13 protein-coding genes, 1 pseudogene and 1 riboswitch are annotated in these 15,302 nt (G+C 55.0%); of the genes and pseudogenes, 8 read left to right on the top strand and 6 right to left on the bottom strand.

From position 1 onward, the window contains the following. Positions 1 to 265: 265 nt before the first annotated feature. The gene (locus PEH01S_RS18530; protein ID WP_127487315.1) at positions 266 to 850 is read left to right on the top strand and encodes a MarR family winged helix-turn-helix transcriptional regulator; all 585 of its coding nucleotides are present in this window, start codon (positions 266 to 268) and stop codon (positions 848 to 850) included. A 75-nt stretch (positions 851 to 925) separates the two neighbouring features. Here the strand turns inward: PEH01S_RS18530 and pdxR are convergent, their stop codons facing one another. Then, positions 926 to 2,332 carry a MocR-like pyridoxine biosynthesis transcription factor PdxR gene (pdxR, locus tag PEH01S_RS18525; protein ID WP_127487313.1) on the bottom strand — a complete coding sequence of 469 codons (1,407 nt, stop codon included), beginning with the start codon at positions 2,330 to 2,332 and terminating at the stop codon, positions 926 to 928. 191 nt (positions 2,333 to 2,523) lie between these two features. Here pdxR and PEH01S_RS18520 point away from each other — a divergent pair, with 191 nt between their 5' ends. Beyond that, positions 2,524 to 3,129, top strand: a complete 606-nt coding sequence (locus tag PEH01S_RS18520) for a DUF2087 domain-containing protein (protein ID WP_025850187.1) — start codon at positions 2,524 to 2,526, stop codon at positions 3,127 to 3,129. Positions 3,130 to 3,299: 170 nt separating this feature from the next. On the opposite strand, the gene PEH01S_RS18515 is transcribed toward PEH01S_RS18520, so the two are convergent. Beyond that, on the bottom strand, positions 3,300 to 3,593 hold the full coding sequence (locus PEH01S_RS18515; protein WP_025850186.1) for a DUF3817 domain-containing protein: 294 nt from the start codon (positions 3,591 to 3,593) through the stop codon (positions 3,300 to 3,302). A gap of 170 nt (positions 3,594 to 3,763) precedes the next feature. Between PEH01S_RS18515 and PEH01S_RS18510 the strand changes: the two genes are divergently transcribed. The 3 genes and pseudogenes from PEH01S_RS18510 to PEH01S_RS18500 all read left to right on the top strand — a co-directional run. Further along, complete coding sequence (locus tag PEH01S_RS18510) at positions 3,764 to 4,261, top strand: hypothetical protein (RefSeq protein WP_246062982.1); 498 nt, start codon at positions 3,764 to 3,766, stop codon at positions 4,259 to 4,261. 467 nt (positions 4,262 to 4,728) lie between these two features. Continuing rightward, positions 4,729 to 5,355 carry an HAD family hydrolase gene (locus tag PEH01S_RS18505; RefSeq protein WP_025850185.1) on the top strand — a complete coding sequence of 209 codons (627 nt, stop codon included), beginning with the start codon at positions 4,729 to 4,731 and terminating at the stop codon, positions 5,353 to 5,355. A gap of 34 nt (positions 5,356 to 5,389) precedes the next feature. After that, a pseudogene (locus PEH01S_RS18500) lies at positions 5,390 to 5,761 on the top strand (helix-turn-helix transcriptional regulator); the annotation flags it as partial. A gap of 132 nt (positions 5,762 to 5,893) precedes the next feature. Here the strand turns inward: PEH01S_RS18500 and PEH01S_RS18495 are convergent. After that, the gene (locus PEH01S_RS18495) at positions 5,894 to 6,511 is read right to left on the bottom strand and encodes an NUDIX hydrolase (protein ID WP_127487311.1); all 618 of its coding nucleotides are present in this window, start codon (positions 6,509 to 6,511) and stop codon (positions 5,894 to 5,896) included. 239 nt (positions 6,512 to 6,750) lie between these two features. Between PEH01S_RS18495 and PEH01S_RS18490 the strand changes: the two genes are divergently transcribed. The 3 genes from PEH01S_RS18490 to PEH01S_RS18480 all read left to right on the top strand — a co-directional run bounded on the left by PEH01S_RS18490 (position 6,751) and on the right by PEH01S_RS18480 (position 11,748). Next, entirely contained in the window at positions 6,751 to 7,419 is a 669-nt protein-coding gene (locus PEH01S_RS18490; RefSeq protein ID WP_127487309.1) for a helix-turn-helix transcriptional regulator, read from the top strand. A 271-nt stretch (positions 7,420 to 7,690) separates the two neighbouring features. Beyond that, a riboswitch (cyclic di-GMP riboswitch) is annotated at positions 7,691 to 7,785 on the top strand. A gap of 109 nt (positions 7,786 to 7,894) precedes the next feature. Beyond that, positions 7,895 to 9,610: a gamma-glutamyltransferase gene (gene ggt / locus PEH01S_RS18485; RefSeq protein ID WP_127487307.1), complete on the top strand. Its 1,716-nt coding sequence runs from the start codon at positions 7,895 to 7,897 to the stop codon at positions 9,608 to 9,610. Positions 9,611 to 9,633: 23 nt separating this feature from the next. Further along, on the top strand, positions 9,634 to 11,748 hold the full coding sequence (locus PEH01S_RS18480; RefSeq protein WP_025850181.1) for a methyl-accepting chemotaxis protein: 2,115 nt from the start codon (positions 9,634 to 9,636) through the stop codon (positions 11,746 to 11,748). A 62-nt stretch (positions 11,749 to 11,810) separates the two neighbouring features. Here PEH01S_RS18480 and PEH01S_RS18475 read toward each other — a convergent pair whose 3' ends face one another. Genes PEH01S_RS18475 through PEH01S_RS18465 form a run of 3 tightly spaced genes read right to left on the bottom strand, consistent with a single transcriptional unit; the run spans position 11,811 to position 15,262 of the window. After that, positions 11,811 to 12,776 carry a DMT family transporter gene (locus PEH01S_RS18475; RefSeq protein WP_127487305.1) on the bottom strand — a complete coding sequence of 322 codons (966 nt, stop codon included), beginning with the start codon at positions 12,774 to 12,776 and terminating at the stop codon, positions 11,811 to 11,813. A gap of 21 nt (positions 12,777 to 12,797) precedes the next feature. After that, a complete protein-coding gene (locus PEH01S_RS18470; protein WP_127487303.1) occupies positions 12,798 to 14,549 on the bottom strand; it encodes a sensor histidine kinase in 1,752 nt (583 codons plus the stop codon). Further along, entirely contained in the window at positions 14,546 to 15,262 is a 717-nt protein-coding gene (locus PEH01S_RS18465; protein WP_127487301.1) for a response regulator transcription factor, read from the bottom strand. The genes PEH01S_RS18470 and PEH01S_RS18465 overlap by 4 nt, the downstream gene beginning before the upstream one ends. Between the last annotated feature and the right edge of the window lie 40 nt (positions 15,263 to 15,302).

The raw sequence follows: 15,302 nt of genomic DNA, 5'->3' as shown, positions 1-15,302 counted from the left end.
GCCGGCTTTCCCGGAGCCCGGCTCCTCGGGACTGTTTCCGTGCAGCTGATCATTGTGCATTCTTGAATCTCTCCTCCCAGGCTAATGTGTCAATCACATTGTTTCCTGGAAACAATATTAGCGGCGATTACCCTGCTTGTCAACATTGTTTCCCGGAAACTTTTTTTTTTGCGAATGATGATCCGGTTTCATTTCCGTTTTTGAAATGGCCCCGTTCTTGATATACTGATAGCATAAAAAGACCGAAAATGAAGGAGATTTCTCCATGGAACATACTTCCAACAGCGGCCGACGCGCCGGGGAGCAAGATTCCAAAGAGCCGCTCATCCGGCAGATCATGGAATTGTTCGGGCAAGTCCAGCGGCGGATAGAGGCCGAGGATGACGAGGAACGGCAGTGGATGGTCCGGAACTGCGACAATGCGGCAATTGTCGGGCTTTTGAAAGATACGACGGTGACCGAGCTGCATGTGCTGGACGCCATCGGACGGCTGGAGCCCGTGAACGGCATTACCGTCTCCAGACAATTCGGCATCCCGAAGGGCAGCGTTTCCAAAATTACCCGGAGACTCACTGCCAAAGGATTGATTCAGAAGCAGTTCCTTCCCAACAACAAAAAAGAAGTCCTCTTCCGCACCACTTCGCTCGGCCGTGAGCTGTTCCGGCTTCACGAAGCGCTGCACCGGCAAATAGAGCAAGGCGTCGTCCGCTTCCTGCAAAAGTACGACGACGCGGAGCTGCGCGTTCTCGCCCGCATTTTGCAGGATTCCGTACAAACCTCCTGGGTCAACCCGCAGGCGGGGCCCGGACCGGAGGACGAAGCGAGGGAAGCGGAGCCGCCTTCCGTGTAAGCTTGCGCGCATAAGCGAGGGGAAGCGTCCGGCCGACGGCGCCCCCTGCAAGCTCACAGGAACATCGTTACGAAGCTACATGCCGAGCAAAGCCCGGCTTAGCCAGGTGATCCCCTCCCGAATATCCTCCTTGGGAAGATGACCGTACCCCAAGATGAGCCGGCTTCGGTGCGCTTCTTTGTCGTGGGCGTGCGCTTCCACCAGATACACCTTAACTCCCGCCCGCTCGATCTCCCGAACCGCCCCTTCGTCGAACCGGCGCCCGGGAAACTCCGCGACGAGATGCAGTCCGGTCGAATCGCCGATGATGTTCACCTGGCCCGGAAAAGCGGACCGAAGACATTCGATCAGACAATCTCTGCGGCTCTTGTACAGCTTCTTCATCTTCGCAATATGCCGTTCCAAGTAACCTTCGTCCATAAAACGCGCGAGAATGAGCTGATCCATCGAAGGCTTGTGCAGATCCGAATGCCACTTTAACCGGCGGCACGATTCGACGAGAGGCATCGGAAGAATCAGGTAACCCATGCGCAGCGCCGGAGATAAAATTTTGCTGAACGAGCCGATGTAGAGGACGCGGTCCGGCTCCAGCCCCTGCAAGGAGCTGACCGGCGGTCCTTCGTAGCGGAATTCGCTGTCGTAATCGTCCTCGACCAGGTAGCAATCGTGCATACGCGCGTAGTGAATCAACTGAATGCGCCGCTGAATCGGCAGCGCTCCTCCCAGCGGATATTGATGCGAAGGCGTAACGAAGACGAATTTGGGCATGCTTGCCTGCGGCAGCAAAGCCGTCTGCAGCCCGTGCTCGTCCACCGGCACGAAGCGGATGGAGGCGCCTTGAGCTTGAAACATCGCTTGGATATCGCAGGTGATCGGATCTTCCATGATCACTTCGTCCCCCGGCGACAGCAGCAGCTTGGACACCAAAGATAGCGCTTGCGTCGCCCCGGAGGTGATGACGAGCTGATCCGGGTGACAGCGTACTCCTCTGCTTTTCAACAAATACCGCGCCAACACATGCCGCAGCTCGGGACGCCCTTCGGGGACATCGTAGCCCAGCACCGCAGACGACGCTTCGTTCCAGACGGCCGAAGACAGCTGCGCCCATATTCTGCGCGGAAACCGGTCCAAGGCCGGAATGCCCGAACGGAAATTGACGAGACCCTCGTCCCGGAGCCGGCTGTCATCCGCGCCGCTCGCCGCCATCGCTTCCGGCGCTTGCCTGCGCCGTTCGAGATAGGCGCCTTCCGCCACGAACGTCCCCGCGCCCCTCCGCGAGATCAGAAAGCCTTCCGCGAGGAGCTGATCGTAAGCCTCCAGAACGACATTGCGCGATACCTTCAACTCTCCGGAAAGCTCCCGCGTAGACGGCAGCTTCTCTCCGGACGGAAGCTCCCCCTTCAATATGCGGTCGCGGATTTGCCCGTACACCTGCCCGATCAGCGGCATGTCGAGCGACCGGTCAATCGGAATCCACAGCATAGACCTCTCCCCTTCTTGCCAAAGTGGCTCCATTCAGCTTCAGCTTTATTGGCACTATTATAAACCAATCGGCCATGCTACAGTGAAATTAATGGATTTCATTGACAGAGGATACTAATTTGAATATTATCTAATTAGATAAATATTAAATTAGTTGTCCATTAAAAAATATGGACGGTGATCATCAACCCATGCAGCTGGATAAAATCGTCAACTATCATAAAGCGCTCGCCGACCCGACAAGAATCCGCCTCCTTATTCTGCTGGCGGACGGGGAGCTGAACGGACAGGTGCTGGCCGACAAATTAGGCGTATCTCCCGCGACCATTACCCACCACGCCGCCAAGCTGCGGGAAGCCGGCTTGCTTTATGAGCGCCGGGTGAAAAATACCATCTACTTTTCGCTGAACCATCATTTCATCAAGGCGAACGCCGCCGCTTCGGTAGAGCTGATCTACGCTCATTCCAACGAGACAGGAGGGGCTTCCATGCCCGAAGACAAAGCCGAACGTCTGCAACAATCCGTTCTCAAAAACTTCTTCACCTCCGAAGGCAAATTAAAGCACGTGCCCGCCCAGTTGAAGAAGAAGCTGATCGTACTGGAGCATATCGTCTCCGGATTGGAGAAGGGACGCAAGTATACGGAGCAGGAAATCAACGACTTCATCCGGCAGTATCACGAGGACTTCGCAACGATCCGCAGGGAATTTATTATGCACCGGTTCATGTTCCGGGACAACGAAGAGTATGAACTAAATCCGCGCAAAATGTGGGCCAAATGGGACAAACTGACCTAAGCAGAGGAATTTGAAGGAGGAGTTCCGCTGGAGCACATTCACAAGCTCGAACGATGGCAGAACCAGAAATGAGAAAAACTCCTTACCGGAGTCTTTTCGAGCAAACGTTATGGCCGGCAGCGAAAGGCAGGCCTGCAAGCTTCTCCATGCGGCTGCCTTTTCCGGTTCGCCTAGCGGCTGTTTTTGAGCAGGCGCGAATCCAGCACGAAATTGCCGAACGGAATGAAGGCGGCAAGCATGGCGAACAGCACTTTCAGCACGGTCCAGCGGTGAGCGAAGGTGACGTGGATGACGGCCAGCACATACAGCACGAACAACAGGCCGTGGAGCGATCCGACAATTTTGACGGCTTGCGGCATGTCCAAGAAATATTTGAGCGGCATGGCGATAGCCAGCAGAACGAGATAGGACATCCCTTCAATAAAAGCGACGATGCGCAAGCGGCCGATGGGATGATTCAACATGGCATGACCTCCAAAATACGAAATAAGATGTAACCGCTGTCTTTCGGCCCGCTTTGGACGAACCCAAAGATTCATCTTTTATTATAAACTGCCGGAATCCGGCAAGCATTGGGCAATTGTGACTTTTTTCAAACACCTGCTTGCTCATGGATGCCGGGGAGGGATGAAGCATGAATATTAAAATGCGCTCTACGTTCGCAGGTCTTATTTACGGTTTGGTCACTATGTTTTTTTTGAGTTTTATCATTTCTTTTCTCGGGGATTTCGCAGCTGGCGGCATGTCATATGGGGGAGCGTCGTTTGAGGGATGGTTATGGTTTTTTGCGACATCCCTTTTTCCTGTCTCCGTTATCTCTGGTATTTCAGGGTACTTCCAGGCATTCAGGAACGTTCGCCTATGGGTATATTGGATTATATGTGCTTTTCTAGGTTTTATAATCCCCCTATTCATGGGGTCAGTTGGTGCTGCGCTGATGCTGATTTCAGAGTATGGCTTTGAGCGTGTGATGACCCCGTCCCCAGAGATTACAGCGAATGATATCATGCACGATTATTTTAAACTGGCACCTCAATATGCCTTAATAGTGCTACCAGTTACGACCCCTTTTTTGGCTTTTTGGCTTAAAGGAATGCAAGCTTTTCTAACCTATGTTGAAAATAAATCATAAGTCTGGCGCCGCAGCGAGAGTTGCCGCGCTTCCGGCCTCCTGAACGAATTCCCCAACCGTCCGGTTCTACCCCCCCGTCGACGCATCGTCCAACTACCTTTCCGCAGGTCTGCAGCGCCGGCGCTGGGCACCGGAGACACCGGCTTCACCGCTTCGGCCTCTCCTGCGGACACCGCTGCGCCATAGGGCTCAACCTCCAACGTGTTTTCTCCAGCATCGGGTACAGAAACGAAAAAAAGCATCCGACAAAGCTCCTCCGGCGATTGTTTGGCAAATACTTTTACCAGACGGCAAGATCAGACCGCACACTCCCTTGTGGCTACCCACTCTTTCGCCAGATTATGCAATATTCATTATTTAATCCAGGCATTATCACTTATTTTCATTGATTATCACTTGTTCATGTAAGTTACCATAAGTATAATTAAGTTATCTTGCATTATTCGTGAAGAAAGAATTGATTCCTCATGTACCCTTGTCTATTATTCGATGTAGATGGCACGCTGCTCGATACGGAGCAGGCGATTCTCAGTTCGCTGTCGGACCTGCTGCGGGAGAGGAATATCCCTTACGAGCCTGAGGACCTTGCCTTTGTGCTCGGGATCCCGAGCGTCCGCTCGCTCCCCCGCTTCGGGATTCAAGATATTGAGGAAGCCGCGAAACGCTGGAACCGGCTGATGGAGCGGTTCGACTACCAAATCCGCGTATTCGAAGGCATCGAGCCGATGCTGCGCCGGGTCAAAGAGCTGGGGCTGAAGACCGGTATCGTCACCTCCAAGACCCGCACGGAATATATCAAAGATTTTGCCCGGTTCGATCTGCACCCTTACTTCGATGTCGTCGTCTGCGCCGATGATACGTCCCGGCATAAGCCGCACCCCGAGCCGATTCTGACCGCCTTGAAGCGGCTTGAGGCGGAGCCGCAGGATACGATGTACATCGGAGACAGCATCTACGATATGCAGTGCGCAGCCGGAGCGGGCGTCGCTTCGGGACTGGCGCTGTGGGGAGCGCACGATGCGGGAATTGCGGCCAATTACCGTCTGCGGCACCCGAAGGATATTCTGGCCATCATGGAAGCCGCGCTTCCATGAGTCCTTCCGCCGCTTAGAAAAGGAGCGCCAAGCCATGTCCAAAGCGGACAACATGTTATCCATCCTGTGGCTGCTTAAAAAGGGGAAGCGCCTGACCGCCCAACAGCTCGCGGACGAGCTGGAGATTCATGTGCGCACCGTCTACCGGTGCATCGACGCTTTATGCGCCAGCGGAGTTCCCATCGTGGCCGACGCCGGGCATCACGGCGGCTACAGCTTGCTCGAATCGTTCAACGAAGCGCCGTTGTTTTTTGACTTGGAGGAGCAGACGGCGCTCGTCCATTCGGCAGCCTTCGCCCAACAGGCGGGTTATCCATACGGCGAAGCGCTGGAGCGGGCCGTTGCCAAGCTCAAAAGGTACACGAACGAGGAGCAGCTCCATGCGCTGGAGCGGCGCGAGTCGGGACTTCGTCACCGCCGGGCCGAAGCTGTTCCCGATCAGCCCGACCTATTATGCGGTCTATTTCGAGGACCCTTGCGGCAACGCCTACGAAATTGTTCACCGCTTGAACTAGAAAAGAGAGGCTTGCGCCCCTCTTCAATCCAAAATGACCGGTTTATCCGGATCGCGCAGAAACTCGAACATCGTCCGCAGCTGCGCCTCGGTGTTGCGCTCTACCGATAAGACCGGCAGCTCGTCTTCGCCGAAAAAACCGACGGCCGACGTTTCCACCCCGGTCTTGGCGCTCCCCCCGGTAATCTCGCATTGGATAAACAGCTTATAAACATGATACGGCTCCGGCGGATGACCGTGAAATTTCTTGTCCAGCACGGCAAGCAGCCGGACGGGCGCCGCGTCGAAGCCCGACTCTTCCTTGATTTCCTTGACCGCAATCTCCGACGGCGACAAGCCGATATCCGCCCATCCCCCCGGGAGCGCCCAGGCGCCGTCGTGCTTTTCGCGGACCAGCAGAAGCTTCCCGTCCCGGAACACGACGCCGCGAATGTCCACCTTCGGCGTGGCATAGCCGGTATCGCTGGCGAACGTCAGCTTGATTTTCCCGGAGTCCGTCTCTGTGTAATGAGCCAGAATATCGACGCTCATTTGCCTTAATTCCTCGAACCGCTCCCGGTCGTATACATCCTTCGTGTAGGCCAATCCGGTCTGCGCGATTGCTTGAATCTGCTTGGCCCATTCCAACCATCGGTGATTCATAGGACAGCCTCCCTCGTACGCTGTGAAAGGATCATTCTCCCTCATTATACCTTCCCGCCGTCCCGGCCTACAATGATTTCCAGCCATTCGCCGCCCCCCTGGATTTGTCCGGCCGCCGAATTCGGTTGACAAGATTTCCGATTGCGATGATACTAAAGATACAGAAAACTTTTTTGGTGCTCAAACTATTTTTTTGCAACTCATGGGGTTTGCACACTGAAGGAAAGAAGTGAGACGGATTGGAATCGGTTAAAGAGGAGATCGGCTTCCTCCTTCCCCTGCTTCGCTGCATCGCTGCACAGTTCGGGGATAAATGCGAGGTCGTGCTGCACGACTTGACTCAGGGATACGAAAGCACGATCGTCGCCATCGAGAACGGCCATATTACCGGAAGGAAGGTCGGCGACTGCGGCAGCAACCTCGGGCTCGAAGTGCTGCGCGGCACCGTGACCGACGGAGACCGGTACAACTATATCACGCAGACGAAGGACGGCAAAATTTTGCGTTCGTCGTCCACGTATATTAAGAACAGCAAGGGCGAAACGATCGGAGCTTTGTGCATCAACTTCGATATTTCGGATTTGCTCGTGGCGGAAAATACGATCCGGTCGCTCACCATGCACAGCCTCGATCAGGAGGTCAAGGAAGTGTTCGTGAACGACGTAAACGATCTGGTCGATTATTTGCTGCAGGAATGCCAGAAGTCCATCGGCAAGCCGGTGTCCCATATGGCCAAAGAGGATAAGATCAAAGCGTTGCAGTTTTTGGATGCCCGGGGCGCGTTTCTGGTGAAAAAAGCCGGCGACAAGGTATGTCAATTTCTAGACATTTCCAAATTCACCCTTTACAACTACTTGGATGAAATCCGGGTGAACCAGGAGCGCAGCGCGGCGCAAAAGTTTTTGTAAGTCCATAGACATAGAAGCGTACTGCGCCTGCAGGCGCAGCGCCCCACAATAGAGCGAAGCTTTTGCGGATCGTTTGGATCTCCGCGGGCTTCGCTTGTTGCCGTTGTTTTCGGGAATGGTTTTCATGCGACGTTTTTCGACAAATATGTCGATTTTTCAAATTATATGTCTGATTGTGAGGAATTTTACAAAAAAAACAATTGCCGGACTAGGAAAAATGGTGTATATTTCCTACAAGGCCATAGGCTGAATTTTCCATACGATCCTTTTAACATGAAAAAGGCAAACTATTCGAAAGAATAGGACGCAAAACTAGAGGGGCTAAGGCTGCTATTCCTATAGCGGCTATGCCAGCCAGCTACCTGTCATCAAGGATGAGAATGAAGGTGACGGTATCGAACTGTCTCCTTTTTTGCTTTCCGCTCTCTTTGACAGGCGAACAAAATCTGCTAGGCAACGAAGAGGAGGAAAACGAATGCGAGCAAACAAGAAGAAAATGGCTATTTTGGGAACCGTAGCGGCATTATGCCTCTCTACCGTTTCGAGCGCCGGCGCCGCCAACCGTCCGACGACGATGGCACCCAGCGGAATGGTCACGACTCAGCATTATCTGGCCTCGGCAGCGGCATTGAAGGTACTGGAGGACGGCGGCAACGCCGTGGACGCAGCCATCACCGCAGCAGCTACGCTGGCCGTCATTTATCCGCATTACACGAGCATCGGCGGAGACAGCTTCTGGCTCATTTACAACGCCAAAAAGAAAGAGCTCAAGGCGTTAAATGCAAGCGGTCCTTCGAGCGAGAAAGCGACCATCGATTACTATAAAAACTTGGGCTACAGCAAGATTCCTTCCAGAGGCTACTTGTCCGCCAATACGGTGCCGGGCACGGTTTCCGGCTGGTGGGAAGCTTACAATTATGCCGACGAAGAGATCGGCAACAGCAAATCGTGGCGTTCTTTGCTCAAGCCGGCGATCAAATATGCGGAAGAAGGCTTCCCCGTTACGCCGAACCAAGAGTATTGGACCAAAGTCAATCTGGATACGAAGGATGACGAGCTGAAGCACTTGCAGCGCTTCGAAGGCTGGGCTAAAACCTACCTGAAGCCCGACGGGCAGCCGTATAAAGTGGGCGAGCTGATGAAGCAGCCGGATTTGGCCAAAACGTTGAAGATCATCGCCAAAAAAGGCGCCGACGGATTCTATAAAGGCGAAGTCGCCGAGAAAATCGTCAAGGACGTGCAAGCGAACGGCGGACTGCTGACGCTGAACGACTTTTCGAGCTACAAAGCCGAATGGCAAAAACCGATTTCGACGGACTACCGCGGGTATAAGGCCTACAACGTTCCGCCGAACTCGCAAGGGATCGCTTCCCTGTCGATCCTCAATATTTTGAACAACTTCGATGTCAAAAGCTTGGGCGAAGGGACGCCGGACTACTACCATCTGATCGTGGAAGCGACGAAGCAGGCGTTCGCCGACCGCAACAAGTGGCTGACCGATCCGAAATTCGCCGATATTCCGGTGGATTATCTGCTCTCTCCCGAGCACGGCAAAGAAATGGCGAAGCGGATCGATATGACCAAGGCGGCAGCCGACGTCGTGCCGATGGATCCGAAGGGCGATACGACCTGGATGGGCTTCATCGATAAAGAAGGCAACGCCGTATCGTTGATTCAAAGCCATTATTTCGATTACGGTTCGGGGATCGTGGCGAAGGACACCGGCGTGCTTCTGCAAAACCGGGGCAGCTACTTCTCCTTGGATCCTAAGGAAATCAACCACCTGGAACCGAAAAAGCGCTCGTTCCATACGATCAATCCGGCGATGCTGTTCAAAAACGATAAGCCGTACATGATTTACGGAACCCAGGGCGGAGAAGGACAGCCGCAGACGCAAGCCGCTCTTGTTACCCGCATCGTCGATTTCGGCATGCCCGTACAGGATGCGATCGAAGCGCCACGCTGGCTGCACGGACGCAACTGGGGCTCTTCCTCCAACGACCTGAAGCTGGAAGGACGCATTCCGAAAAATGTTCAGGATGAGCTGATCCGTCGAGGACATCCTGTCAAAATGATAGACGATTACACTGATGCGGTCGGACAATCGGGTGTCATTCTGATTGATCCGGAGACGAACGTGAAATTTGGCGGAGCCGACCCGCGCGGTGAAGGGGCGGCACTCGGATACTAATCCCCTAACGGGCTGCCGGCTCCATGTCAGCAGTCCGTTTTTTCTTTGCAGCGAGCCTGCTCAAAATTAACGAAGTAAGCGAGGATGAAATGATGGAGGAACAAGCTAAACCTCAATGGCAAGCCGGGGCCTTCGGCCGTCTGACCGGATGGTTCAGCAAAAAGCTGAAAAATAAAATGATCGCCTGGTTTTTGATCGTATCGCTGGTGCCGGTCCTATCGATTTCCTATTATATTTCCAAGACGAGCTCCGCCGAATTGATCAAGAAGCAGTCCGAATCGTACGAAAAGCTGGTGGTCAGCACCGCGACGCTGATCGACCAATACATATCCGAGCGCATGTCCGAAGTGAAAATATTGGCCTCCACCACCGATATCCGCTCGAACGATGCGGCGGCGAAAAACAAATTCATCAAAAACTTTACGGAAAGCACCAAAGTGTTCGACGGCAACACGTTTATTTCTCCTAACGGCATCGTGACGGCCGACACGGTCGAAGCCAGCGTCGGGGTCAACTTAGGGGAAAGACCGTTTTTTAAAAACGGCTTGCAGGGAAAATCCACGTACACCGAGGTGCTGCTGGCCAAAACGACCGGCAAGCGCTCCATTATTGTAGCCACGCCCGTTAAAGACGCGAACGATGCGGTGATCGGCGTGCTTACCGGGCTCGTTAACTTCGAGGCGTTTATGGATAAATACGTAAAGCCGCTGATGATCAACGACGGAGAGGGCTATCCGATTGTTGTGGACTCCAACGGAATTATTCAGCTGCACCCCGTGAAGGAGCTCGTCGGCAAAACCGTAGCCGACTCCGGCGTCCCGCCGCTGCTGGCCGATATCCTGAAAGCCGGAAACAAGCAAGCGGGCTCGACCACCTACACCGACGGCGGAAAAACCTACATGGTCGCCTATTCCCCGATCCCGCAGACGGGGTATGGCTTATATCTTCATTTGCCGGTGGAAACGATCACGGCGGAAGCCGCGAAGATCGAGCAGAACGTCCTGGTCATCCTGCTGATTGTGGTTGCCCTGGTCATTGTTGCGGCTTATTTCCTGGGTCGACAAATTTCGAGACCGATTGCGGAGATGGCGGCCGTTACCAAACGGGTGGCCGACGGGAATTTACAGGTCGAGCCTTTGCCAATCCGCACGCAGGATGAAGTCGGACAATTGGCCCAGTCGGTCAATACCATGGTAGAAAGTCTGCACACCTTTGTTTCCCAGGTGACACTGACCGCGGAAGAGGTCGCCGCTTCGGCGGAGCAACTGTCGGTGAATGCCGGAGAAACAAGCAAGGCTACGCAGCTTATTGCGTTAACCATTGAGCAGATGGCCGACGGAACGGAGCGGCAGATGCAAGGCGTCGAAGCCAGCGTCAACGCCATCACGGAAGTGGCGAACGGCGTTCAGCAGGTGGCGGCGAATGCCCAACAGGTGACGGATTCTTCCCTGCACACCTTGCAGACGGCCACGGAAGGAAACCAAGCCATTCAAACCGTCACCAAGCAGATGCAATCGATCAATACGACGGTCAACGACATTGCCGCCAATATTTCGAGCTTGGGAGCAAGGTCGACCGAAATTGAAAATATCGCCAAGGTCATCTCCGGAATCGCGACACAGACCAATTTGCTGTCGTTGAACGCCGCTATTGAGGCGGCGCGCGCCGGAGAGCATGGACGGGGCTTCGCCGTGGTGGCGAACGAAATCCGGCAGCTGGCCGAGCAGTCGTCCCAATCCGCAGCGCAGATCGGGGAATTGATCTCTACGATCCAAAACGAGACGCAGAACGCCGTCGCTTCCATGGAGCAGGGAACCAAAGAAGTGAGTCTCGGTATCGAAGTCGTTAACGAAGCGGGGAAATCGTTCGACCTGATCCGGGAATCCATCAACCAAGTGACCATGCAAATTCAAAATGTGACGGAATATGCACGGCAAATGCAGTCCAGCACCGGAGAAGCGGTCGAGTTGGTAAGCCAGATTTCCGAGGTGGCCCGACAGTCCGCGGACGGAACCCAGAATATCTCGGCTTCCACGCAGGAGCAGCTGGCTTCCATTGAAGAAGTGACTTCCTCTTCGGAAGCCCTTGCCAAAATGGCCGAGGATCTGCAAAGCATCGTGAAAGAATTTAAGCTATAGAAAATAATCGCGGCCCTCGTTTCTCTTATGGAGACGAGGGCCGTCGCCGTTAAAGCCGTCCGTCAGGCCCGGGACGGGTCCTCCCCGGTCTTGCCGGAAGCCGCATGCCGATCCGAAACCTGACGCTTCGTGCCGAAACGGTTCGCCCCGATCACCCCGGCAATGATCATCACCGAGCCGACGAGATGATAGACCGTTACCGTTTCGCCGAGCACCAGCGCCCCCGCCGCAATCGAGACGACCGTCCCGAGATTCGAGAAGACGCTCATTTTGGACGCTTCCATCTTGGAGAGCACGTAATTGGACAAGAGCGAAGTCACCAGCGAGGACAGCACGCCCAAATACACAATCGCGACGATAAAACGGCCGCTGCCAAGCGGCTCGAACAGCCTGCCGAGCGTTCCGTCCATCCCGTGCTTACCGAGCGAAATCAGCAGGAACGAGCCGAAGCCGAGCCATGTCGTGACGAAGCTCAACTCCCAAGGGCTGAACCGCTTCGACAACGAGCGGGCGAGAACGCTGTATCCGGCGAAGGCGACGCAGGAGAGGAACAACAGCAGCAAGCCGTTCATGTTGCTCACATCGATCGATCTGCCGTTCATGACGAAGACGAAGATCACCCCGAATACGGACAGAAAAATCGACAGCTTCTGCTTCGCATTGGTCCGCTCTTTCAAAAACCAGGAGGCCAGCAGCATCGTAATGACCGGCGTGAAGGCATATAGAATGCCGCCTTCGGCAGAGCCGGCATGTACCAAACCGAACGCCTGAAAGGCGAAGAAGGCGACAGGGTAAAATACCGCCAGCAGCAGGACGTCCTTAATCCGCTTGTTGCTGTAATCGAGCTTGATCCAGCCGATGGCTGCCGGAACGGACATGACGACCGCAGACAGCAGAAAGCGGAACATGAGCGTATCCAACGGATCGGCCGATTCCAGCGCCTGCTTCGTGAACAGAAACGAAAATCCGATAATAACGGCATTCAATACGGCACAGACGTAAGCAAGCCGCAAGCCTGCGGGTTTCATAGCTTTCTCCTCCTTTTCGTATCAAGCCTCCGGGCGTTCCGCAAGCGGAAATCGTACCAGGACGGCCGTTCCCTTACCCACCCGGGATTTCACTTCGATCCGGCCTTGATGGGCCGTCGCAATCGCCTTGGCAATGCTCATGCCGAGCCCTGCGCCGTCCGTCTTCTCCTCCGTATTCGTCCCGCGGTAATACCTGTCGAACAGATTGCGCACGGTCTCTTCGTCCATGCCGGCGCCGTTATCTTCCACTGCGATCCAAGCGTCCGCCCCTTCGCTTCCGGTACGAACGGTTATCAGCGTCCCGGGCGGATTGTGTTTGACCGCATTGGAGATCAGGTTATCCAGCATGCGCTGAAACCACTTCGGATTCGCTCGCACCGCCAATGCCCGCTCCTCGCATTCAAAGGAAAAGGATACGTGCCGGATCGTCGCGTCGTTCACATACCGTAGAACGATGCGGCGAACGAATTCGTTGAGCTCGACATCCTCGAGCGGAAAGCGGACCGCGTTATTTTTTAACTGAAAGGTCAGGGAAAAATCTTGGAGCAGGCCGACCATGTAATCGCTCTTTTCCCGAATCGTCCTGCCCATCTCGCGAAGCTCCGGCTCCGTCCATTCGAACGTGCCGCTTTCCAGCAGGTGCCCGTACCCTTGAATCGTGGAAAGCGGCGTCCGAAGATCGTGGGAAATGCCGGTCATCCACTCTTCCCTCGTCTTCTCCAGACGGCTGCGTTCCCGCTCCGAAGCGTCCAGTCTCGCCGCCATCTCGTAGAAGCCTGCGATCACTTCTTTGTACAGCCGGTAGCGCAGACGGATGCGGCCGTTCTTGCGGAACACCTTCTTCCGGTCTTTTTCCGTAAGCGCTTCCTGATAACGTCCCTGTCCCATCCGCTCGAACCAATCGACGAACAGCAGCAGCGGCTGTCCGTACCGGTAGCCGTGCCACACCGAGAAGACGAAGGTCAGCAGCAGCACCACGCCTCCCGTGATGACGAGCGTCAGAATCACTTCGTGCAGAATCGGCTGACTGGCAAAAGGCGGACCCTCCTTGGTCTTATGTAAAACCCAAGTATACCCGGAGGCGGAATCGTAATAGAACGACATATCGGACGGGTAAAGGCCGGGTTCCGCCCGCATCGCGATCAGTTCAAGCGGCCGGTAAGGCTCCGTGCGCGCCGAATCGCCAACCGCTTGCACGATGGCGCCGGAAGCGTCAATAATCTGCACATAAGCGTTTTCGGACGCCAGCTGCCGCGTCAGCTCCTGGAGCGCATCCTGCCGGACCCGCCCCGCTTCTCCGTAGGCGCGAATCCACGCTTCCAGCTTCGCGGGCCCCCGGTCCTCCGTCCCAAGCATATACAGAAGCGGCGTGCTCCCCTCGCCGCTAAACTTCGTTCCGACGCGGAACGAATCGAAGCGCCCGTTCTCCTCGATTTGCAGCAGCTCGGCGGTCCCGTATGACGCCGGGAGCCGGTTCGGGGCATTGATGGCGCGGACGACCTTTCCGTCCGCGTCTACGACCTGCAGCCAGTAGCCCCGCTCCGTAAGCTGATCGGTCCAGTGCGAAGGAACCGTAACGCTTCCCTCGTTCTCGATCGTTTCCGTAATGATGGTGTCCAGAGCCCCGATAGGAAACGTCTTCTTCAAATCCTGGTTGGTCAAGTATCGGATGACCAGCAGCAGGACGGTGACCAAGGTGACCAGCACAAACATCCACAAGAAAAAAAACTGCAAGGTAAAGTGTGCGGCAAGCCTCCTCCTCACCTTGCTCATCGGTCCTGCTCCTTGAGCAGCTTATAGCCGAGTCCGCGAACGGTAACCAGATGCTTCGGGTCGCCCGGGTCGGACTCGATGCGCTCGCGGATTTTGCGGATATGGACCATCACCGTATTGTCATCGCCCATGCCGTCGATGCCCCATACCGCTTCGTACAGCTGCGCTTTGGAGAATACGATATTCGGATGCTTGCACAGATACAGCAGCAGCTGATAAGCCTGCGCAGGACAGGAAACCGTCTGCCCGTTCACCGTCAGCTCCCCTGCCTGCTCGTCGAGCACGAACCGCCCGAAGTCGTAGCGGCTTCGGGAATCCTCCGTTCCCCTCGGAGAAGACGCAGACTTGTTCCGGCGCAGCCTGGCTTTAATCCGGGCCGCAATTTCGAGCGGATTAAACGGTTTGGTCACATAATCGTCTCCGCCGGTTGCGAACCCGGTCAGCACGTCCAGATCCGACGTCCGGGCCGTCAGAAAAATAATATGCGCATCGGACATCTGCCGGATTTTCGGACACAATTCGAACCCGGTCTGATCCGGCAGCATGACGTCCAGCAAAATAATGTCCGCACCGTGCCTCTCCAGCAGACGCAGCCCCTCCTGCGCCGTTCCCGCCGTGTAGATATGGCGGAAGCCTTCTTTTTGCAGGACCATTTGGATCAATTGAATAATGGATGTTTCGTCGTCTATAATTAAAATTTTTGGATTCAGCATCGTATCCCTCCATCCTTATTGTACCAGAGGCACCTTAATT

This window comes from Paenibacillus ehimensis NBRC 15659, assembly GCF_004000785.1.
Taxonomy (GTDB): Bacteria; Bacillota; Bacilli; order Paenibacillales; family NBRC-103111; genus Paenibacillus_G; species Paenibacillus_G ehimensis.
Note: the sequence above shows the minus strand (reverse complement) of the source record. Positions and strands in the feature narration are given on the sequence as shown.